Origin of the sequence: Achromobacter aegrifaciens, from assembly GCF_902859735.1 — a bacterium.
Taxonomy (GTDB): domain Bacteria; phylum Pseudomonadota; class Gammaproteobacteria; order Burkholderiales; family Burkholderiaceae_B; genus Achromobacter; species Achromobacter aegrifaciens.
On record NZ_CADIJY010000004.1, the window covers coordinates 595998 to 616959 of the forward strand.

The following is a 20962-nucleotide window of genomic DNA, read 5'->3' on the forward strand; positions in this document are numbered from 1 at the left end:
GCTTACTTGCTAAATCTCTTAGCCCAAGAGCTTGCAAGTCTCTAGCACTTAGAGGACCTGTACGAGAACCACCGCTACGCACCAATAAAGGTGTCAGACTGAGCTAACCCGGGTTTTCCGGACACCCGAAGAAGTAGACAATACTTGAAGGAGGTGTCCCATGGATAAATCCAAACCCGAAGGCAAGCCGCTTGAAGCCAAACGCCAGTATCACAGTCGAGACTTCAAGATCGAGGCGGTCAGACAACTGGAGGAAGGCAAGGTCAGCGGCACGCAACTATCGCTGATGCTGGGCGTGAAGCGGTCGATTATTTACCGATGGAAGAAAGAGCTGGCGACACACGGCCCAGACGTCTCATTTCCCGGTAAAGGCAAGGCTCGCACCGACGAGCAGACCGAGATTCAGCGCCTCAAGCGTCAGTTGGCCGAGGTCACCGAAGAGCGCGATATCCTAAAAAAAGCGGCAGCGTACTTTGCGCGGGAACTGCCGTGAGGTACGCCTTTGTGCAGGCTCATCAGCAGCAGTTCCGGGTCGCTCGGTTATGCCGGGCCTTGCACGTCAGCCGCAGCGGATATTACGACTGGCAACGTCGTGAACCCTCGGCAAGGCAGCAAGAGGACGTCAAGCTGCTCGCGGCCATCGAGCAGACCCATCAGACCTGCCGGCAAGCGTATGGCGCGGAAAAGACCTGGCGCGCGCTTAACGCCAACGGCGTGGCGTGCGGCAAGCATCGCGTCGCAAGACTGCGACGCCAGGCCGGCATCGAGGCGCTGCGCAAGCAGCGGTTTCGTCGGCTGGAGAAGCATTCGCTGCTGGGGCCAGCCCCGAACCGCCTGCAACGTCAGTTCACCGTGCAATGTCCCAATAAAGTCTGGGTGGGCGACATAACGGTTGTACCAACACGGACAGGCTGGCTATATCTGGCCGTACTGCTGGATCTCTACTCTCGGTCGGTGATCGGCTGGAGCATGGCCGAGAAGGCCGACCGCAGGTTGTTGGTCCATGCACTTCAAATGGCCCTAGCCCGGCGCCGTCCCGATCCTGGACTTTGCACCACAGCGATCGCGGTGCGCAGTACAGTTCGGCAGAGTACCGAGGCATGCTTAAGGACCACGGCATCATCATCAGCATGAGCGCCAAGGGAGATCCCTACGATAATGCCGTCGCAGAGAGCTTCTTCAGCAACTTAAAGAACGAATTAACGCATCACAAGGTCTTCCACAGCAGGGAGCATGCGCGGCTGGCGATCTTTAACTACATTGAGGTCTTCTATAACCGCCAGCGAATCCACCAGGGGCTAGGTTATCGAACCCCTGCCCAGGTCGAGGCCTCCGTGCCTTAACCAAACTGTCCGAGAAATCCGGGTCAGCTCAGTCTGACACCTTATATCCAAACGGTTTGGTCGCCTGATGAAGCGTATAAGGCCGGCACCATGCACGCCCTGATCATCTACAAGCTAAAAGCTTGAGTCCGCCCCGTGCAACAAGCCATTGATTCAGAATACATTTCCCCAGAATTCCGTTGGGAAAACTCAGAGTTCGACACCATTTCTTATCTCTATCTTCGAAACCAATACAAATCTAAAGCCTCAAGATCAGCTCTTAGCTCTGCAGCCTCATCAGGAGGCAAGCCCTTCAAAGCAGAGGAGATATCAATCTCCTTGAACAACTCAGAGATAATATCGAGATGATATTTCTCAACCGCCCTCGAAGACCTTCCTGCTAAAAGAACCAGAGTTAAAACCTCCAGCATTAACTTTTCAATTGGCATATCAAAGGAGTTTTCAAGCTCGCTATAGGCATAGCCAGCTTCGCTTTCACCCGCCCCCCACGGACTTTTATGACTTAGCTTGACTCTGCAATAGCTATAATAGCTGCCCAGAAACCAAGCACGGATTTCACCATAAGTTACGCGTTCTTCCGTCATGGGGTCTTCCTCGGCGGGCAGAGCATACCCCCCCTGGTTATCAAAGATACTGACTGTAACATTTGAATGTTTTGCTTTCAAAAAAGGTGTCAGACTACATTTTCGGCTGTGGAAAATGTAGTCTGACACCTTTTTTAGTCCACTGAGCGTCAACCGCCGTGTTGTCATTGCACTCCGCACCGTGCTTATCAAGGCGTTGAGCCGGTTCAAATGTAGGCTGGGGATCGAGTCCTGAAGCAGTTTCTGCAATACTCCGACTGCGTGCATGGCCTGTCTTCCTTCAAACGGTTTGGTCGCCCGATGAAGGGTATAGGACTGGCACCATGCACGCCCTGATCATCTACAAGCTAAAAGCTTGAGTCCGCCCCGTGTAACAGGCCATTGATTCAGAATGCATTTCCCCAGAAATTCGTGGGGAAACCTCAGAGTCTGACACCTTATTTATATTGAACCAGCTAATCAGCGACTATTTTTTGCAGCAAGCCCGCGACTTCGGCTCTAAGCGCCTCACCGTCAAATTCATATTCTTCCCTAGATTCGTCTGGTTCGTACATATCCGCAGCACAAAAAATACTGGACAAACACTCGCTCAACGAAGGCTCATCGAGCTGAAGGACATTGCTATCTCGTTCAATTTTCCAAAGCTCAATATAAGCTTCAGAAAAAACTTTGGCTTTCAGTCTTCCTGCTACATACGATCTTGCAAACTCGAGGATAGTGAGACTCATCGCAGAACTCCATTTTTAATAGAGTTTTCAAACTGCTGAGTTCCCGGCGAGAGCTTAAAGCCCGTCACAAAATTCCCTGACGCATCGAGCACAACAGCGTTGTTGGCGGTCGAATTAAAGTGGGAATAAAGGTGTCAGACTACCGAATAAAGGTGTCAGTCTGACACCTTTTTTTCAGCACTCGAACCGCTTCCCAATGAACTCTCCCTGAGGACTGCTGTAACTCCCGTAGGTCGACCAAGTGAGTCGAGTTCGCCAAGAATTACGTTGCTTGGGGCATTTGGACTTGGCCTGGCGAGTGTCGGATAGCTGCTTCCTGCAGATTAAAAAGGGTGTCAGGCGACACTTTCACATTCGGAAAATTTAGTCTGACACCTTATATCCCAATCTGCATCCCCTACTGACCAAACGCCTGCTGGAATTCCAGTTGCTCGCGCACCTCTTTTGAGCGCCCGTACCAGCAACGTCTCCAGCAGTGCCTGTCGCCTTTGAACCAACTAGTTAAGTCAAAACAACTCTATAATTTCTTTCGCTAACCATGCCTCACTTTTATCTATAGAAATGTAGCATCCTTCGAATGAGCCGCTTGTCAAAACAAGCCTATGCCCTGCATATTCAATAGTAACTAGAATTGAGTAAGGACCTTGCTCACGCTTTATTTCCTCTGCATTTAGTTTTTTCAAAACAACACCAACAAACTCCTCAAATCTTTCTTCCTCATACTCATTAAAATAGACAAAATTACCAAGCTCGGAACTAGACTCAGAAAAACGATTCATGTTCACATCCCCAACCCATTATTCACGCTTTCTCTAGATGACTGGGATTTTTCGATAATTTTGCGCCACAAATCATCCCCAGAAAGACCTTGTGACGAGTATTTATTAGTGATCTCCGACCACGTTCTATTGGGATCACTCTTATTCAAAGAGTCTGCCAAATCTCTGTTAGACATTAACTCTCTAGCTGTAGACCTTAAATCATTCCTCATGGCAAACGCCTGCTTAGCCTGATCTTCCAGCGACAGTCCTGCATCAATTCGACTGGGAATTTCTGCCTCTTTAGATAAGTACCAAGCCCTAGCCTCTCTATCAGTTAGAGTCCTAGGTTGAGCAATATTGTCCCACCACTTTGTATAGGCGGCAGAATCATCGATTGCTTTTGCACCACCTCCCGCCACCCTCCCTACATCAAGGGATTTTTCCACTTCGGCAAACACGTGAACCGCCTGGCCGCCCTTCTTAAGCATGCCGCCAACTACCGGCACCAAGCCAATCGACGCAAAATACCGATTCGCCTCATCCCCAGTCGCCGTCTTCCCAGTCACAAGCTCGTACAGCGAACTTGCGTTTGACACCCCTGGAGCCAGATCCAAAACGGCTTGAGCAAGCGCGTCCGCTTTCTCCTTGGTCAAGTCTGGGTAGTGGGTGAGCGTTATGACTTCGTCATACGCCGCCGCCATACGATCCGCTTCCGCCCATCCCGCTTGCAGGCAGCTATTGCTATCACCGCAAGCCGCCTCCAAACGCCCAACGAGTTCGGCCTTCAGACGAGCAACCTTGTCGCGGTTGCGGTAGAGGCTGTTGTTTTCAGCCTCTATACGGGCAGCGACCTCCGCCGACACTGCAGACGATGGATCAATCGAGGCTGCGATACCCGCGACGATGCTGCTGATCAGATTGACGCGTGCTTGTGCATCTTCTGGAGACAGATCGTTGGCTTTATCGCCCTCCGCGCTCTCCAGCAACTTGCTAAGGACTACACCAGACAGCGCCCCCGCGCCGCCGGCGCCGCACGCCGAACCCTGAGCGGCGGCACCAGCGCAACCCAACAACGTGTGAAGGGCCATGTGTCCAACCGAGCCCTCCCCGCCCAACGCGCTACTGATCTCCTTGATCTTGACCGCGCCCAAGGTTTGCAGATAGTTGACCGCAGCGGATTGGACAACCTGCGCAGTACCTGCCGTCACGTTGCCGCTGATGGCCCCGAGAATGACCGTGCTCAATTGACGATACGTCCCCTGAGAGCCCCAGTTGCTTTCCAGCTCCGCATATTCTTGAGCGGCCCGAATTCGCTCGGAGTAAGGCAACGAAGCGTCCTCTGAACGCGCCTTCGCGTCCTTCAGCTCCTCCGCCCGGTTCGCCAAAAACTGCCCCACCTGGCGTCCAGTCTCTCCCACGATCTCGAAGCCCGCCCCCACTTCCTTCTCGTCAAAGATCGGATCCAGGCTGTTCAGCGTGTCCTTGGTGTCGCGATTCAGGCTAGCGATTGCCTCTGCTGCCGTCTGGCCCGTCTGCACCTTCTGACCGGTCTCGTCGCGTATGACGATCTTGCCGCCACTGATGCCGCTGAGCGTCGTGGAGTTGGATTCGCCCTTGGCGCCCATCGGCACAGGCGGGACCGCGCTGACGCCGTTGATGGCAGGCAGGTTCGAATTCGGCGTCGCCTTGGAGCCGCCCGCGGCATCGCCCTTGCCATCCGTGCCGACGTTGTTCTTGTCCTTGCCGTCCTCCTTACCGCCGCCAAAGCTCACGCCCCCGCCCAATTGCAGGGACTGGCCTTCATAGCGGGCTCGGTTCTCGATGTCGCGGCTGGTCAGCGTGCCGGTGATCAAGACGTTCCTGGCGTCGGCTACAGCCTTGTCGCTGCTGGCGATCACTCCGCCGATCAGGCCGGTGTTCTTGGCAACGTCCAGTTGGAAGCCGCCATCGCCCGCCCATAGCCCGGTCTGTTCGGTGACGCTGGCGTACTTGCTGTCGATGTTGGTCTTGCCATAGTTGCCGCTTACCGAGCTGGCGCCATAGCAGATGGGCGGAATGCACAGGCTGACCTGCACGCCTACGCTGCGGTCACGAGCAGTGAAGCTATTGATGTCCTGCAGGCTCTCGACGAGCAGATTGCCGCCCACGGTTGCCAGGATGCGATCGCCGCTTGCCTGCGCGCCGCGCAGCACGGTGTCGCCGCCGGAGTTCATGGTCAGCGTGTTCCCGGCCTGGACGTGGGTGTTGTTCCAGGTGGAGGCTTGTCCATCGGACTTGCTCTTGCTGCCGCCCGCCCCGAGGTTGATGCTGAAGCCTTGCTGGCTTCCGCCCAGGGAGAAGCCCACGCCTATGCTGGCGTTGCTGCTCTTGCCGTCGGTTTTCTGGCTGGACGTGTTCTGCTGCGCGATGAGCAGCAGATCGCCTTGCGCGTCCAACAGCACGTTGCGTCCAGCCGCGAGGTCAGAGCCGGCCACGATAATGTCGGATTGCTCGCCTTTGCCTGCCGCAATGATCGTCAGGTCACGGCCGGCTGCAATGGCTGCGCCGCTGGCGGTGCTGCTTTGTCCAGTGCTGGTCTGACTGGCGCTGCTGGCGCCCAGGTCCACGTTGAGGCTGATGCCGCCTGCCCTGGCGGGATCCTTGGCCACGGCGTCGTATGCGTTCTTCGCCGCGAGGCCCGCCGCGACGGCGGCGATGGCCTGCAAGCGCCCATTGTTGCTTTCCTGGGCTGCCTCGCGCATGCGGTTGGTGCTCTGCACCGCGCTGATAACCGGATTGCTGGCGCTGACAGTCACGCCGATCTGACTGGTCTCCTGGAATCGGCGATAGACGCTGGTGTCGTAGCTGCCGTCAATCGTGACAGTCTGCCCACCCAACAACATGTCGCGGCCCGCGCGAATGTCGCTACCACGTATCAACAAGTCATCTTGGGCGATGATGGAGACGTCGCCCTGCCGACTCGTGATCGTGCTGCCTGCGGCGCTGGGCGTGCTGCTGCGTTCATCCAGACTGCCGCTGCTGCTGCGCACGCCCACCGTGAGGAAATAAAGGTGTCAGACTACATTTTCCGGTGTGAAAAATTTAGTTTGACACCTTATTTCTCCAGCGAATCCACCAGGGGCTAGGTTATCGAACCCCTGCCCAGGTCGAGGCCTCCGTGCCTTAACCAAAATGTCCGAGAAATCCGGGTCAACTCAGGCTGACACCTTATATCCATGCAGCTTTTTTACCAACGACCCAACCTAATTTTTCAGCAGACTTTCGACCACACTTCTATCAATAGTTCTGAACACTACTTCTATCTCGTGCCTATCGTCATCGACCCAATCAAGGACCGAGTCACGCAAAATCTCAAGATATACCTGTAGATCGTCGATTGGCAGTCGCGGCAGGGACTCATGCACAAGGACGATTTTTTGACACGGAATCCAGCTGAGATCTCTTAAACAGTCATACAAGGCATCCCAGTTGAATCCAAAGTATCCCGGAAACCAAAGTAGATAATACAGTGCTTTTATTAATTCCTCAATTCCTCTGTAGTCTCAATAATGGGATCAATGCGAACATAAAAAACCTCGGTCGTGTCATATGAAGGTGAAATTTCTAAAAACAAGAATGGCGACATTTTCAACAGACCTTAATTTTTTATTTGGATGAAGGTTTTGTAGTGGTCGGCGGTGTAATACATTTCGCCGCCTTTCCCTACGACTATTCGCTGAGGCCCAGGCCCTGCAATGCCCGGTAGTAAAGGTGTCAGACTACATTTTCAGGTTTGAAAAACGTAGTCTGACACCTTATTTTGAATCCGCCCTACCGCGCCAGTCGCTTTTTGACCTAATCAGCAGCTTTAAAAAAATGCTTATCTAGATCAGCAGACGGGAATTGACCAGGTAGAACTTTTGACGAAATATCCTTACCAAGAAGCCTTAAAAGAAACTCAACACAGCCACAATTGTAGATCTCTTCTTCCCCTTGGTCGGAGCTATGAATAGCAACTTTCCATGAATCTGGCTCTCCATCAACCAACCAAACAAAAGTTTCTCCATTATCTGTCACTGCCCAAGGAAGAAAAGAACCTTCCGCGGGATAGTCTGGCCTTGGATAGTCCGATAAAAACTCCTGCCGCATTACAGCGTACGCGCCTACAAAGCATTTACTTTTCTCATAATTCAAATTTGAATTTTTTGAAAAAGGATCTAGCACCCACACAAAATCGTCTATCGCCCTGCATCCATAAATTGAAATAAATTCTTTAAAATCATTGGGCAGTCGCAGGTTCTCCTCAGTTTCAAGATTCGTCCAAGCGGCCTTGTCAAAGGCTCGCGGAGAGGGTGGCGGGAGAAGGCTAATCAGCTTATTTATCATTCCTACTTCACCCCACTTAGGAAACCTCAGTGTCAGACTACAATTTTCGCTGGCCGCCCGCGCCGTCGGGTAACCACCTGCCGATGCAGGCCATGCTCCAAACCCGCACAATACTCTTCCGACCCAAGCGGGTTTCCTGACTGGGTCGACTGTCGAATGCGCTCAATTTCTTCAGTGGGCATCGCTGATTCCACGTAGCTGCGATAAACAGCTCGGCGCTCATCCTCCGAACACCCCAGTGCCAGATACAAGGGATGCGGTTCCAGCACTCCACCTTCGGCCATCCCCATACGACCTCTATAGCTCGACCATGGATAGTCTGCTGCGTGTGCTGCCATGTGCGCTCGCACCGGGTTAAGTTAGATATACCTGCAACATGCTAGCAAGTCAGAAAAAAGGTGTCAGACTACATTTTCGGGTGTGGAAAATGTAGTCTGACACCTTATTTTGTTTTTCCTTTCGTGACACCCTTTTCGTGAGATCTTTTTCGCAGCCCGACTTCTTTTTTTCTGAGCAACGTTTCATTTCGTTCCCTTAACCTGAAGTTCCCTTCTAAGCACGTCCAACATGTCGGACCAGTTTTTAAAAAGCCACTCATCCCCTTCGAGAGAAGCATTTGCCGTCGGCATATATCTGACAAAAGAAGAGACAGACACAGGATAACCAAAATCTGCGTACAACTCCTCAACGACCCTCAAGGGATCTCGATATGAATTCCTATTTCTAAATACCCAAAGAAAAATCAAGAAAATCCATACCTTTTCCTCTCGCTCGATATCTCTCGGGAATTCTGAAGCAAGATTACTAACGTGCTGCATCACCACATTTACGTCATCACCGGCCAAGCAGGCTAACTCATAATGTTCAGCAGAAGAATCTACGGCAAGATTTTTAACAGCATACTGAACGGCGCCACGAGGACTCAAGAAACCGCGCTCCAACCCATATTTTATGTCGCCCCATTGCATCCAGGGCGCTTCTTCAAGACAAAAATTACTATCCAACTTAATATCCACAACTCGCCCCATTATTTTGGCAGCCTAGATGGAACCTGATTTGGCGTTCCCGTTATTTTCCCCTCAGGTATTAAAAAATAGGTGTCAGACCACATTGTCAGGTGTGAAAAATGTAGTCTGACACCTTTTTGGTCGCGCCCTTGAGAAAAAAAGGTGCCAGACCAAATTTTCGATTATTGAAAATGTAGTCTGACACCTTTTCCCATCTACGGGCTAGCTCAGTCTGACACCTTTTTTTTCTCCCGCAAGCGGAAATCAGGGCCTAGTTTCCTGCCAAGAGCCGGAGACGCGCAGAATATTGAAAATGTAGTCTGACACCTTATTTTTTTCCCGTTCCTTTGTGAACGAACTCTACATCGATTTCGTACTAACTAGGGGGGCAGGTCATGACACCTTATTTCATCTACGGGCTAGCTCAGTCTGACACCTTTTTTTCTCCCGCAAGCGGAAATCAAGGCCTAGTTTCCTGCCAAGAGCCGGAGACGCGCGGAATATTGAAAATGTAGTCTGACACCTTATTTTCGCGCCCCCTAACATCTTTCGAAAATAGGTTATAGATAAAACTTTCAACGCTGGAAGATGTAGTCTGACTACCTTATTTTCATGCAGGGTCTAACATCTTATTCCCTGCACCTTCCAACTTTTATTTTTCCCTAGCAATCAGAATCGCTCTATCAAGCATTTCTGTAGTTACATACAGAACAAAGCCAAGTCGATTACCTCTTTCGAAGCTATCTCTATAGGACACGAGAATATCCACTTCGCGCGCCATTGCTAGGGCTGCCAAATGGCGAAGCGGCATAGCGCCCTTGGCATCCGTTGGCAAACTTCTATATATTGCCAGCCCAGATTCAAGACTCTCGGCGTCAGCCCAGGAGATAGCCTCTTCAGCCAACCCCAACACATCGCCAGTTGATAATTCCAACATTTTTCTTGGCGGACTATTTCTAACTACAATCGGCTCATATTCAATATTTTCCCCAAAAATACGCGAGACTGCTTGTGAAAACGGCTTGCAAGATATCGACGGCATGAACGTAACTCTAAGATGATCAGATCGCTTGCGAATCGTTGGAAATATCCGGATCATCTTATCGCCGAAATCCAGCACACAAAAATGATCGCCCACCTCGTCAGGTTTGCAACTCCATCCACATTTTTCAAGAATTGAAGTAATTTCAATCTCTGTCATTTCTTAGCTCCGGGAAAACGCAGCGGTTCGACTGGAATACCATTAGGATAGCCTTGGTCTTTAAGTGGTATTCCGGGAATCAGTCCGAACTCCCTCGCCACCTGGCCTCGGGGGATAGAATTCCCATTCTCTATCTGCGGGAAGATCTCAGACTGCCTAATACTTAAGTCCGCATTCCCTGTCTTTATTTCGATAATTTTTATCCCACCATCAGGAGCTCTTGCCACGATATCCGGTCTGCAACGACCAACGACCCCGCATGAGTTTCCAAAAGAGATCTCTCTCTCACTAACACTATAACCCTGCTTAACTAGTTGATCCTTGACATCATCCACCATGTCTAAGTGGTGGTCATAATGATCTCTAATAGTGATTCTCGAAGCACCCGCGCCTCCAATGGCCTCTCCCTCGCCCTCGGAGAATATCAACCCCGGCCCGATTTTATCTGGCATCGGCGTTACGGTCGTAGTCCGCCCCGACGGCCCCTTATTCTCCTGCCCCGGCACCCCACCAATCTCAGGCACATCCCCCGACTTACCAGGCAACTGCGTATCCGGCACTGTTCCCACACCACCACCAGGCGGCACGCCCACCGGTGGCACCGGGTCTCCGGGTTTCCCTGGAATGCTCTGGGGTTCGCCGCCGGTGGCGATGTACTGAACAACCGCCAACAACAGCGCTTGGTCCTCCGACAAGCCAGGCGTCTTGCCGATCAGGTCTGCGGTCATCGCTGTGATCGCTGCGAATGCAACTGGCCCGATCACCTTCTCTTCGCATGCCGGTGACCGGAAGCAAGCCCCTAGCGCCGCCATACCACCACGCTTGAGCAGGGTCGCTACCGCGTTGTTCTCGGTTTCCAGTCTGCCGCTGTTAACCACCGCACTCGCATCCGCTCCCAGCCCAACAGCGACGCCTGCCAACAGCGAGGACACCAGATTGCTACGAGCCTCCTTGTCTTCCGGTGACAAGGCCGAACCAGACTTGCCGCTGGCGGCATCCAACAAGGCGTTCACCACTGAGGCAGCTCCCGCGCCTAGCGCGGAAGCCCCGCAACCATCACCGCGTGCCGAGCCTCCAGCACATCCCACCAGCGTGTGCAGCGCAGCGCGTGCAGCTTGTGCTTCCGCACCGCCACCCAACGCATCGGAGTACAGTTTGACCTGCTGCGCGGTCAACCCCTGGAGGTAGTTGACTGCGCTGGCTTTCGCCACATCAGAAACACCACCGGTAACATTGCCTGTCACACCGCCCAGAATCGCGGTGGCGATCAGACGGTATTGGCCGCCGGGCTCCCACTTTGCAGCATCGCCCAGATCATCAGTCAGCCGGGCAATACGTGCGGAGTCCCCTCCGCCGGGCTTCTTCAATTCAGCGGTCAACTCATCAGAGAGCGCCTTCGCCTCCTTCGCCCGATTCGTCAAAAACTGCCCCACCTGCCGCTGGGCTTCCGACGCAATCTCAAACCCCGCCTCGATCTTCTCCTTATCAAAAATCGGCTTCAGCGCATTCAAGGTATCCGAGGTATCCCGGTTCAACGCCGCGATCGTTTCCGCCGCCGTCATCCCGCTCAGATCCTGCTGCGCAGCCACGTCACGAATCACGACCGTGCCGCCGCTGATGGCGCTTTGCGTGGTCGAGTTGCCGCTGCCCTTGGCGGCCACGACGATGGGCGTGCCCATGCCGAAGCCGCTGCTGCCGGTGGCGATGGACGTGGCATGGTCCTTGCTGGCGCCGCCTGCCACTTGGCCGTCCTTGGTGGTCCCTAGGCCGGAATCCGCTCCCTTGGGTCCGCCGAAGCCGAAGCCCCCGCCTATCGAGACCTGGCCGCCGCTGTACTTGGCGCTGTTCTTGATGCTCTCTGTGATCAGCGTGCCGGTGTCGAGCTTGTTCAGCCCCTCCGCCACGGCCTGGTCGCTGCTGGCGATAACGCTGCCGATCAGGGTGGTGTTGTTCTTGACGTCGATCTGGAAGCCGCCGTCGCCCGCCCGCAAGCCCGTCTGCTCCATGACGGACTTGAAGTTGCTGTTCATCTTGCCGGTGCTGGCGTTGGCCGAGAAACTACTGGCCCCGGCGCAGAACGGCGGTATGCACAGGCTCAGCCCGAAGCCGGCGCTCTTGTTCTTGGAGTCGTACTTGCTGCTGTCCTGCAGGCTCTCCAGCAGAAGGTTGCCGCCCACGGACGCGATGATGCGATCCGCCTCCCCCGTCGCGCCCTTGAGCGTGGTGTCCCCGCCCGACTGAATCGCCAGCACGTTGCCTGCCGTGACATGGCTGTTGGTCCAGCTTTCGTCCTTGCCGTTGGCCGAACCCCGGCCAACCGAGGCGCCCAGTTCCAACGTGAAGCCGTTGCGCTCGCCGCCAGTCGAGAAGCCGATGCCGATGCTGCCGCTGCTGCTCTTGCTTTCGGTCTTCTGTTCGAAGGCGTTGCGCGCGGCCTGCAACACGATGTCGCCTTCGGCCTTGAGCACCACATTGTTGCCCGCCGACACGTTCGAGCCCGTAACTGTGATGTCGGAGTCCTTGCCCGCGCCTTCCGCAACGATGGTCAAGTCCTTGCCCGCAGTGACGGTCGAGCCATAGGCGTTGGACGAGCTGCGATCAGTGGTGCTGGTGCTCTTGCTGGTACCCAGGCTGAGCTTGATGCTGATACCGCCCACCTGGTCGATCTTGTTGCTAGAACCAGGCTCGGCCAACTCCGCCGCTTGGGCGGCCAGGGCGGACTTGCGGACGGCGTCGTAGGCGTTGACGCCCGCGATGCCGGTGGTTACCCCGGCGAGACCCTTCATGACGGTGTTGTCCGTCTTGCCTGCCGCGTCGGCCATGCGCGCGCCGGTCTGCACGGCACTGACCAAGGGGTTGCTGGCGGTGAGCGTCAACCCGGTCTGCTTGATCTCATGGAACTCCTTCTCGCGCGCGGTATCGAGCGCCGCGGCGATGTTCACCTCCTTGCCGATCAGCGTCATGTCGCCCTGGCGCGCCAGGAGGTTGCTGCCCGTGATGTTCAGTGCCTCACCGGCCTTGATCAGCACATCGCCTTCAACGCTGCCCACCGTGCTGGCGGTGTTGAAAATCTTCTTGCCGTCGATCCAGTCGGTCTGCTTGCTGCTGCCGTAGCTGATGCCGCCCATCGCACCGAAGCCGGACTTCTTGACCATCTTGTAGTTGTAGCTGTCCTCGGCGTTCTGGCCGGGCAGGATGTTCACGTCGCGCTCGGCGGACATGACCAGGTCCTTCTGCGCGGCGACGTTCGACCCCACCACGTTCAGGTCCCGCCCCGCCATCAACACCGCTGTGTCGCCGGTAAAGGTCGAACCCTTGGCCTGTTCCCAATCGTTGGAGGTAATGGTGTGCGTGGTCTTGGAAGACAGGAAGCTCTTGGTCTTGTAGCGGACCTCGTCATAGGCCGAACCGGTTTCCACGCCGGCGACCAGGTTGATGTCGCGCCCCGCGCCCACGGCGAGTTGCTTGCCGGCGGTGACTTCGGCCGCACGCGCGTTGACGTCCTGCCCCGCGACCAGCGTAAGGTTGCCGCCCGCAGCGAGGGTCGAGCCGACTTCGGCGCTGGTGCTCAGGTCGTGGCGGTTATTCTTGTTCAGGACCAGCGTTTCGCCATGACTTTCAGTCAGCGTCTCCAGCGCGATATCGCGCCCGGCCTGCAGGCGCGCATCATCCTTGACCGAGACTTGCGCCGCGGTCAGCGTGATATCGCGGCCGGCCTGCATGTTGAGGTTGCCGGCATCGACGCGGGCCACGCCGCTGACGTGCGTGCCCCAGGTGCTGCCGAAGTTCTCGGACGCCGCGGTGGACGTCAGGGCGATGTCGTTCCCGGCCTTCAGGGCGACGTTGTCGCCCTTGATCAGCGACACCAGGTTGGTCAGGTCCTCGCGCGCGGCGAGGTCGACGGTGGAACCCTGGATCAGCCCGCCGCCCTGGTTGACGATGTTGCCGGCGGTCATGACGGTGGCTTCGCGCGCGCCGATGGTGCCGCTGTTGACGATGTCGCCTTCGGCCTCCAGCTTGACGTTGCGGCCGGCCATGAGAGTGCCGTCGCCCTTCAGGTCGCCTTCGCGCACCAGCAGGTAGACCTGCGGGACCAGCACGGTCTCGGTGGTGCCGTCGGGCAGCGTGACGGTCTGTTCGACCAGCCAGACCAGGTCGGTGGTCAGTTGGCGCTGTTGCGCCTCGGTCAGCGCGACGCCGAGCTGGACGCCGTTGTCGCGGGCGAATTGCGCGCCGGCGGCGAGCAGGGCCTTGTACTGGCTGTCGTTATCGCTGTACTTGTCGAGGAAGCGCTGGCCGGTGGTGGCCAGGATCTGGTCGGACACGAGCTTCTGTTCATAGAAACCGTCGCCCGAACCGGCGCCGTGAAGAAACGTGTCAGACTAAATTCTCAGCTATGGAAAATTTAGTCCAGTAAAAATTTTACGGAAAATTCAGATTGAAGTTTTTTTTGTCTATTTACATAAAAATCACTCTACAAACTGGAACTGCGGAACTCTGTAGGCATGATTCGTCGATTTTTTTGGATCAAAAAAAACATTGTCGTCCAAATGACTCTTGACGCGCTTTCGCACCACATCCACCTCATAAAACCGCTCATGCAAGTCAAATATAGATTCTGACAACTGTATGTAAACCGACTCGTCTCCCCAAGCTTCAACCTTGTACGCTGGCGCCGAAAGCAGTCTTTCTCGTCCAATAAGTTTCACATAGGCAGGTCCAAACACTTGAGACCATGCAACATCTGGAACGCATTTCATCAATCTATGAGTTGGAATCATAAAGTGAGATGCAAAAGGCAAAAATCCGTTTGCCAATCCCACAGCCTTGTACGCCTCGGTCGTGCTATCGCAGATAGCATATTCAACCCCAAAGCGACCTACCATATGTCGGAAATAATCAACCAAGTTTTTTACTTGATCAGCGTGATTAACTGAGACCTCCAACGCATGGCTGGCGAACTGGGGGCCACGCAGTGGATATGTACGTTTCCGAAATACCCCCCAGCCCTTCGGTATCGCTTTACGCTTCCACATTATGCTATTCACATCTTGACTAAGAAACTCACGCAACTCTGCTGCCGTCAACTCCAGATTGATTGGCTCTACAACTCCCCAATGGGAAGGAGAAAAACTCGGGACCGCAACGCTAAAATCTTCAATAAGATTTACAAAATCGGCCGCACCACTAAACGACGGTGTCAACAATATCTGCCCGTCTACGCCAATGTACTTTTTTTTCAAATCTCCACTCCTCGACTAAGGCACCCACGGGTTAAGCGTTTTCTTTTCCAAGTCGAAAACGCGAATCGATCCGCCGCTATCATCAATCAACCGGGCTAGAGGTTCAGATATCTTCGTCCGTGGAGAAACTATAAGATCAATCCCCTCAAACTGTTTGAACGCACCGTTGCCGGAACCCAGCCCTTTGGTAACCACCCCTCCCTCTTCTACCAACTTGGCATATGCTCGAAATTGGGCACTATTACTTAGCTTGGCCACATCCTTAATTTCCAGAATTCTAACGGTTTTCTCCGTACCATCCGGAATCACAGTAACCAACCTTCCATTCACACTGGCAGTAAAAGAGGTAGTGTTTTTTTCCAACGACACATATCCCAGAACCACCTCTTCAAATGTCTTACCCTGCGCCTGATTCGCTGCGATTTGCTTCGCCGCCGCCACGGCAGGCCCATTCTTCAAGACCCGAGCCAGATCGCCAAGCTTATCTACCGCCTTGCCCAGTTGTGCGCCTCGTACGACTCCCAAAGCTGCAAAGAAATAACTGGCTTCCTCTTTGCTGGCGGCAGTCTCGCCGGTGGACAACTCATAGGCAGACATTGCCATTCCAGGGAATGTCAACAGCCCACCTACGGCCTCGGCGAACATTGTCACATGGACGTCCGACATCAGAGCTAACTGCTCCGATATACTTGCCCCGCTCTGAATGTTATAGATCGTCAGTAGCGCATCAATCTTGCTCGATGACACGTCCAGCGTTCTAAGCGCTTGTTCGTATGCCGCAGGGCTAAGCCTTCCTTCATCCCATTCCTGTTCCAACGCTGCGCGTTGACTAGCGGTCGCCTGCGCGACCGAGGCCGGATTTCGGTAAAAGGAGTTGTTTTCGGATTCAATCCGCGCAGCTGCGTTCGCTGTCGCTGCTTGCCCTCCTAGTCCACCAACGACACTCGCGACAATCCCACTTAAGAGGTTGTTCTTCGCTTCGTTTTCTTCGGCGCTGCCATCCGCCGAGGTCGCAAGCAGATAACCCAGGACACTGCTCAAACCCGCCCCGGCTGCGCCGCTGGAGCACGCAGATCCTTGTACTGCGGCGGAACCGCATGCCAGCACACCATGCAGTGCGGCGCGCACGCCTTCCGATTGCGCGCCGGCTGGCAGAGAATCCGCCCATTCCTTTACCAATTTGGAGCCCTGCGCTTGCAGATATCCGACTGCCGCGTTGACAGCGAAATCGCCAACACTACCGGTCACATTGCCTGAGGCCGCTGCCATTACCACTGTGACCGCAGGAAAAAGGTGTCAGACTACATTTTCAGCTGTGGAAAATGTAGTCTGACACCTTTTTTCTCCAAAGCGCGTTCACCCTATCGCCCGGATTACGCCTAATCTCTTGACGGGTAAGACGGTATCTTTTTTATAGCCTGAAACTTTTTATATTAGATTTTATTTAGTTTTTTGCACAACTCATACAGCCTACTTCTCAGGCAGTCAAATTCACAATTTTCCGCGACAAGCACCTTTCCTTCCTGATAAAGAACAACATCATTGATTGACCCACTCCCCCCATACATGGATAAAAACCCATATGTCATATCTACAATATTTTCGTCAAACCGTTCTCGAACTTGTTCCAGAGTAGCAGCCCAATCTCCCCCTCCCCCTAGAAGGAGTAAATCAACCATCCTCTTTACAAGTGAATCAACATCACTGGTAGCACTCATTTCAATGGACTCCATTTAATTATCTCAAAAAGGAAAAAGGTGTCAAACTAAATTTTCACATTTGGAAAATTTAGCCTGACACTCTATTTTTCTCAATTTAAGTTCTCATTCTTATTTTTTACTTTTCCTATCTAGCCACCCCGGAGGATAGGGAGGCTCTTCAAATGGCTTTATTTTTAGCGCTATCGCTCTGCCAGAGAGCCCTCCGACCCCCGCCAAAACGAAGCCAAAATACATGACCCAACCTGTCTCCCACACCTTCACGTCAAGAAATATTAACGAAACCCCCAGGACGGTAAAAGCGTATTGATAAATCGTCCTAATAGATCCATCAACAATAACATGACGCCTAAACCTATCCATAAAATCAGTTTCCATATTTTCCTCTCGCATATTCTCTAACTTCATTTAGCATTATCGCGCGATCTGACCAAGCCCAACCTGAGCAAGGTAGGCCCCCAGGAAAAAGGTGTCAGACTACATTTTCAGCTGTGGAAAATGTAGTCTGACACCTTTTTTCTCTCTCTGCTTTTACCAAATCCACAATTTAATTAAAGGCGTGCAAAAGCACTGGATACCTATCTGACGCAAAAGCACCTTTCATATCAGCGGTCGAATCACTCACAGATTTACTTTCCGGCCTTTTCACTCGTATCTTCCCGAGTTTTGGGTAGTCCAGCTCTTCGTTTCTTCAACCATCCGTGCGGATAAGGTGGGTCTTCAAATGAACGAATACCCAATTGGTGCGCCCTCGCGGCATACCCCCCGAATCCCCCTATCGCCAGCCCTACGATGTATATCCATCCGGTACGCCAGAGATCGAAATCAAGGAAAACGATAGCGCCCCCTGCGATTACCAAAACCGCACCATATATCGGTCTCAGGTAACCACCGCGCACAAATATCGCCTTAAGCGATCGTCTCACTATAAACATATGGCTTACCGTACATTTGTCACGACGCCGCGCCAAATCACTTGCCAAATGCATCGCGAGGTTCCGCAAAACGCAGTAGACCTGTCTTGTGACATTGGTAGGGGTACTTTTCGGTGCATCGCTGTACCATGGAGCGCGCCAGTTTATTCGCGACATCCGCCGCGATCCGCTGTCCCTCGGCATTCGGCCCACGATTTGAAAAATCACGCAGAGAGATCCCATACGTATCCTCGACCATGCCACGGTACTCGCCCGACTCTGCGTCATACAGACGGATACCCACTGACACACTGGCAGGATACTGTTGTGAACCCTCGAATGCGCCCGGCTCGCTCACCGCAACCACATATTTGACACCAGCCGCCAACGCATCCTCGTTCATCGCTTTCGGTCTGGCCGTCTTGGGATCGAACTTGCGCAACTTGAATACCGCCTTAACTCCCACTGCGTCCATGGCACCTGGCAGTTCGGCATTCAATGCGTTGCATACTGATTCGGCAGCGTAGGTCGCAGGATAGGCTGTTCTGGCACCTATGAAACCGACACTCTCGATCTTCTTTTTGAAATCGCAATCGGTGGTGTAGATCAGCACCGGACTGATCATCTCGCGAGGTTCCGGGTTCGTTGCCAAGGCTGCCGGCGGCGAGCCCATGATGAAGGAGCAGCCTGCGGAAGTGAGTAGCGAGGCGAGTGTCAATATAAATCTACAGAAAAGCATAGTCTTCTAATTCTCTGATTTCTAAGAAATCTACCTAAAAGAGCTTCCGACTGGAATCAGCCATCATCCCTGGACATTTACACACTCACTCGTCACCAGCTGATTGACGCCTCTGTGTCAGACTAAATTTAGATAGCCAGAAAATCTAGCCTGATATCTTATTTAGACACCTTATTTATGCAGTTTGACTATCTTATTTATGGAAGCCGTCATTGCGATCAATTTTAGCCAGCACGAGAATTTCTCCCGTTTTCCGTGATTTTCTACTCGACCAAAAAAATACCCGACACTCATCTTTTCGAGCCCCTGAACGCAACAACCTTAAAATTCAGTACTTCCCTTTTTCCCTGAAGGGCTTGACATTAACCATAGCGGCCTTCGCTGCATACATACCCACGCCCCCAATCACCACTCCGATCAGGGCCAAAAAATAAAGATCAAACCGCAATCCAAGCAGGGCCAAGACAACCCCAACCCAAATTAACAATCCTCGGAACCAGCGCTTGAAATTTCCTTCCGCGATTATCACGCCATAGAAACTCATATTATCTCCTACCAACACTATTCAAATAACCATTGCTCTTTACCAACTCCGCAAGCTCATTAATAGCGGGCGCAAAATGTGGTGAAATATGGTGTCAGACTACATTTTCAGGTGTGGGAAATGTAGTCTGACACCTTATTTTTTTCGCTGCCGGGGCTTTTGTGTATAGCACTTTATGGCTTTGGATTCCATGGGGAGCGCATTTGAAATAGCCCCACCTCCAAATCTCCAGTTTCATAAAGCTCCTTGAAAATAGCTTCTGCTACTGAGATGTCCGTGCAAACTGTTCGGGCATCGCAATCATCATCACCAAACCTGACCGCACCCCTAAAAGTGGATTCGGAAAGCTCCCACCACTCGAGATATTCTTCTTTAGGATTAGGCGAGCGCGTTAAAACCTCCAGCCTAAACATTCCTTGCAGAGATTTCATCGACAGAAGACTAATGAAGGAGGTCTTAGGACTAACAACTTTCAGCCTAACAACCCCCCCAAAATTAAATGAGTTAATTATCCCCTTCTCTATACTTTCCCAGACTGGCCTCTCAATTGTGACCGCCAGGGAGGAAGATGAATTATCACCACAACACAACTCAAGAATAGTTTCTGAGGCTTCTTCATAATCAATCATTATTACCATCCTTCGACACCGCGCTTCCAGGTGAAAGTCTTCCCAGTCTTTGCTTCTACCAACTTCAAGCTATTCAACCCTGAACGCTCGGCAGCAGCCAATATATTGGTTGAAGACTGACAGAACGAACATATCTCCTCACCGCGAACAACAATAGACATATTCTGACCGCGAGTTAAGCCAGAACCATACGCTCTCTGAATCACTGCAACTTCAGCGTGGGCATTAGCCATTGTTGAGTTTGGCTTTCCTGATGGAATCAAGTCTGCAATAAGCGTTGGCTTATTAGGATCAGCAACGATGGTAGAGCGCGCCGTCTGGTTAGTATCAACCAGCACTTTCCCACCAACGCTACCTTCCGCAGTAACGGTAACTGGAGCCTTCGCACCTGGCAAAGTAGTGCCGATAAGCTGGTCTTTGGCTTGAGCTGCTCGTACTAAAAAAAGGTGTCAGACTGCATTTTCAGATTGGAAAAATGTAGTCTGACACCTTTTTTTCTGCGGGTTAGCTCAGGCTGACACCTTTTTTATGACACCTTTTTCTTCTCATATCAGGCAAAGAATGAGCGCAGGCGGTTCGGGCGATACCGGCCTATGAATCCAACAACCGCAAAGACCGGCCGACAATCTCGTTGCTTACGCTGGGTGTCATGATTTATGCCGAGCGGGCTCAGGCTTTGACTCAAACGTCAGTGCCTGGACTTTTGCAAGCACCCCACGACACCGCCGAATCCATGGGAGGATGCCGATGAATTCGTGGGGAAACCTCAGAGACTGACACCATTTTTAATTTTTATAAGCCTACTCATAGACCTTCGCTGCAGAGAGTATTTTTGCAAAGGTACTCCAACTGGGATCAACCACTCCCTTATCGCCGGAATTATGGGAATAATTGTCTATCACTCTTACCCAAGCTGCCATTGCAACCAGAAAACTCTCAAGATCAGAATTTTCCCAATCACACGGAGAAGTTTTTAGACTTTTGACAAAACCCTCGATGAAGCACGCGAGGTCATCCTTTGTATTAATTTTATCGAAATCTAAATTATTCATAATTTATCACTCACAAAACCCTCTAACACAAATAATAGATCCGTTATTTTTAGTCGTCATCTTCCAACCTTCTTTTAAAAAAAAGGTGTCAGACTACATTTTCAGCTTTGGAAAATGTAGTCTGACACCATATC

At 52.7% G+C, this 20962-nt stretch carries 21 protein-coding genes; 3 read left to right on the forward strand and 18 right to left on the reverse strand.

Annotation, left to right across the window (positions count from 1 at the left end; all coding sequences use genetic code 11):
- Nucleotides 1–160 precede the first annotated feature (160 nt).
- The 3 genes from HV766_RS15860 to HV766_RS15870 are packed head-to-tail and all read left to right on the forward strand — an operon-like array spanning nt 161 to nt 1343.
- Nucleotides 161–493, forward strand: a complete 333-nt coding sequence (locus HV766_RS15860; protein ID WP_175181466.1) for a transposase — start codon at nt 161–163, stop codon at nt 491–493.
- A complete protein-coding gene (locus tag HV766_RS15865) occupies nt 490–1134 on the forward strand; it encodes an IS3 family transposase (RefSeq protein WP_254593325.1) in 645 nt (214 codons plus the stop codon). Before HV766_RS15860 ends, HV766_RS15865 begins: the two co-directional genes overlap by 4 nt.
- The gene (locus tag HV766_RS15870; RefSeq protein ID WP_175161521.1) at nt 1101–1343 is read left to right on the forward strand and encodes an integrase core domain-containing protein; all 243 of its coding nucleotides are present in this window, start codon (nt 1101–1103) and stop codon (nt 1341–1343) included. The genes HV766_RS15865 and HV766_RS15870 overlap by 34 nt, the downstream gene beginning before the upstream one ends.
- 215 nt (nt 1344–1558) lie before the next feature.
- Here the strand turns inward: HV766_RS15870 and imm2 are convergent, their stop codons facing one another.
- The 18 genes from imm2 to HV766_RS30375 form a co-directional block, all read right to left on the reverse strand.
- The gene (gene imm2, locus HV766_RS15875) at nt 1559–1927 is read right to left on the reverse strand and encodes an Imm2 family immunity protein (protein ID WP_175181467.1); all 369 of its coding nucleotides are present in this window, start codon (nt 1925–1927) and stop codon (nt 1559–1561) included.
- Between the two features lie 455 nt (nt 1928–2382).
- Nucleotides 2383–2655: a colicin immunity domain-containing protein gene (locus HV766_RS15880; RefSeq protein WP_175181468.1), complete on the reverse strand. Its 273-nt coding sequence runs from the start codon at nt 2653–2655 to the stop codon at nt 2383–2385.
- 506 nt (nt 2656–3161) lie between these two features.
- Nucleotides 3162–3434 (reverse strand): hypothetical protein, encoded by a 273-nt coding sequence (locus HV766_RS15890; protein ID WP_175181470.1) that lies wholly within the window; start codon nt 3432–3434, stop codon nt 3162–3164.
- A gap of 2 nt (nt 3435–3436) precedes the next feature.
- Nucleotides 3437–6445: a hemagglutinin repeat-containing protein gene (locus HV766_RS15895; RefSeq protein WP_175181471.1), complete on the reverse strand. Its 3009-nt coding sequence runs from the start codon at nt 6443–6445 to the stop codon at nt 3437–3439.
- 213 nt (nt 6446–6658) lie between these two features.
- Complete coding sequence (locus HV766_RS30345; RefSeq protein WP_175181504.1) at nt 6659–6946, reverse strand: barstar family protein; 288 nt, start codon at nt 6944–6946, stop codon at nt 6659–6661.
- Between the two features lie 107 nt (nt 6947–7053).
- The gene (locus HV766_RS30350) at nt 7054–7173 is read right to left on the reverse strand and encodes a ribonuclease domain-containing protein (RefSeq protein WP_175181505.1); all 120 of its coding nucleotides are present in this window, start codon (nt 7171–7173) and stop codon (nt 7054–7056) included.
- Nucleotides 7174–7250: 77 nt separating this feature from the next.
- Nucleotides 7251–7781 carry an SMI1/KNR4 family protein gene (locus HV766_RS15910; protein WP_175181472.1) on the reverse strand — a complete coding sequence of 177 codons (531 nt, stop codon included), beginning with the start codon at nt 7779–7781 and terminating at the stop codon, nt 7251–7253.
- A 521-nt stretch (nt 7782–8302) separates the two neighbouring features.
- On the reverse strand, nt 8303–8797 hold the full coding sequence (locus tag HV766_RS15915) for a DUF2247 family protein (RefSeq protein WP_175181473.1): 495 nt from the start codon (nt 8795–8797) through the stop codon (nt 8303–8305).
- 643 nt (nt 8798–9440) lie between these two features.
- Nucleotides 9441–9989, reverse strand: coding sequence for a DUF6990 domain-containing protein (locus tag HV766_RS15920; RefSeq protein WP_175181474.1), 549 nt, complete (start codon nt 9987–9989; stop codon nt 9441–9443).
- A complete protein-coding gene (locus HV766_RS15925; RefSeq protein WP_217472156.1) occupies nt 9986–14314 on the reverse strand; it encodes a hemagglutinin repeat-containing protein in 4329 nt (1442 codons plus the stop codon). The genes HV766_RS15920 and HV766_RS15925 overlap by 4 nt, the downstream gene beginning before the upstream one ends.
- Nucleotides 14315–14458: 144 nt before the next feature.
- The gene (locus HV766_RS15930; protein WP_147400210.1) at nt 14459–15232 is read right to left on the reverse strand and encodes a hypothetical protein; all 774 of its coding nucleotides are present in this window, start codon (nt 15230–15232) and stop codon (nt 14459–14461) included.
- A 15-nt stretch (nt 15233–15247) separates the two neighbouring features.
- Nucleotides 15248–16501 (reverse strand): hypothetical protein, encoded by a 1254-nt coding sequence (locus tag HV766_RS30155; RefSeq protein ID WP_217472157.1) that lies wholly within the window; start codon nt 16499–16501, stop codon nt 15248–15250.
- A 164-nt stretch (nt 16502–16665) separates the two neighbouring features.
- Nucleotides 16666–16965, reverse strand: a complete 300-nt coding sequence (locus tag HV766_RS15940) for a DUF6966 domain-containing protein (protein WP_175181475.1) — start codon at nt 16963–16965, stop codon at nt 16666–16668.
- Nucleotides 16966–17922: 957 nt separating this feature from the next.
- The gene (locus HV766_RS15945; protein WP_175181476.1) at nt 17923–18582 is read right to left on the reverse strand and encodes a hypothetical protein; all 660 of its coding nucleotides are present in this window, start codon (nt 18580–18582) and stop codon (nt 17923–17925) included.
- A gap of 349 nt (nt 18583–18931) precedes the next feature.
- The gene (locus HV766_RS15950) at nt 18932–19147 is read right to left on the reverse strand and encodes a hypothetical protein (RefSeq protein WP_118934360.1); all 216 of its coding nucleotides are present in this window, start codon (nt 19145–19147) and stop codon (nt 18932–18934) included.
- A 173-nt stretch (nt 19148–19320) separates the two neighbouring features.
- Nucleotides 19321–19776, reverse strand: coding sequence for a DUF6911 family protein (locus HV766_RS15955; RefSeq protein WP_175181477.1), 456 nt, complete (start codon nt 19774–19776; stop codon nt 19321–19323).
- 2 nt (nt 19777–19778) lie between these two features.
- A complete protein-coding gene (locus HV766_RS30370) occupies nt 19779–20171 on the reverse strand; it encodes a cytidine deaminase-like fold-containing protein (protein ID WP_437340960.1) in 393 nt (130 codons plus the stop codon).
- 405 nt (nt 20172–20576) lie between these two features.
- Nucleotides 20577–20828: a DUF7660 family protein gene (locus HV766_RS30375; protein ID WP_437340961.1), complete on the reverse strand. Its 252-nt coding sequence runs from the start codon at nt 20826–20828 to the stop codon at nt 20577–20579.
- Between the last annotated feature and the right edge of the window lie 134 nt (nt 20829–20962).

Coding starts and splice junctions, on each gene's coding strand:
- HV766_RS15940 (WP_175181475.1), bottom strand. CDS start 16,965: ATGGAGTCCATTGAAATGAGTGCTACCAGTGATGTTGATTCACTTGTA.
- HV766_RS15955 (WP_175181477.1), bottom strand. CDS start 19,776: ATGATTGATTATGAAGAAGCCTCAGAAACTATTCTTGAGTTGTGTTGT.
- HV766_RS15890 (WP_175181470.1), bottom strand. CDS start 3,434: ATGAATCGTTTTTCTGAGTCTAGTTCCGAGCTTGGTAATTTTGTCTAT.
- HV766_RS15910 (WP_175181472.1), bottom strand. CDS start 7,781: ATGATAAATAAGCTGATTAGCCTTCTCCCGCCACCCTCTCCGCGAGCC.
- HV766_RS15860 (WP_175181466.1), top strand. CDS start 161: ATGGATAAATCCAAACCCGAAGGCAAGCCGCTTGAAGCCAAACGCCAG.
- HV766_RS30375 (WP_437340961.1), bottom strand. CDS start 20,828: ATGAATAATTTAGATTTCGATAAAATTAATACAAAGGATGACCTCGCG.
- HV766_RS15950 (WP_118934360.1), bottom strand. CDS start 19,147: ATGAGTTTCTATGGCGTGATAATCGCGGAAGGAAATTTCAAGCGCTGG.
- HV766_RS30155 (WP_217472157.1), bottom strand. CDS start 16,501: ATGGCAGCGGCCTCAGGCAATGTGACCGGTAGTGTTGGCGATTTCGCT.
- HV766_RS15870 (WP_175161521.1), top strand. CDS start 1,101: ATGCTTAAGGACCACGGCATCATCATCAGCATGAGCGCCAAGGGAGAT.
- HV766_RS15880 (WP_175181468.1), bottom strand. CDS start 2,655: ATGAGTCTCACTATCCTCGAGTTTGCAAGATCGTATGTAGCAGGAAGA.
- imm2 (WP_175181467.1), bottom strand. CDS start 1,927: ATGACGGAAGAACGCGTAACTTATGGTGAAATCCGTGCTTGGTTTCTG.
- HV766_RS15920 (WP_175181474.1), bottom strand. CDS start 9,989: ATGACAGAGATTGAAATTACTTCAATTCTTGAAAAATGTGGATGGAGT.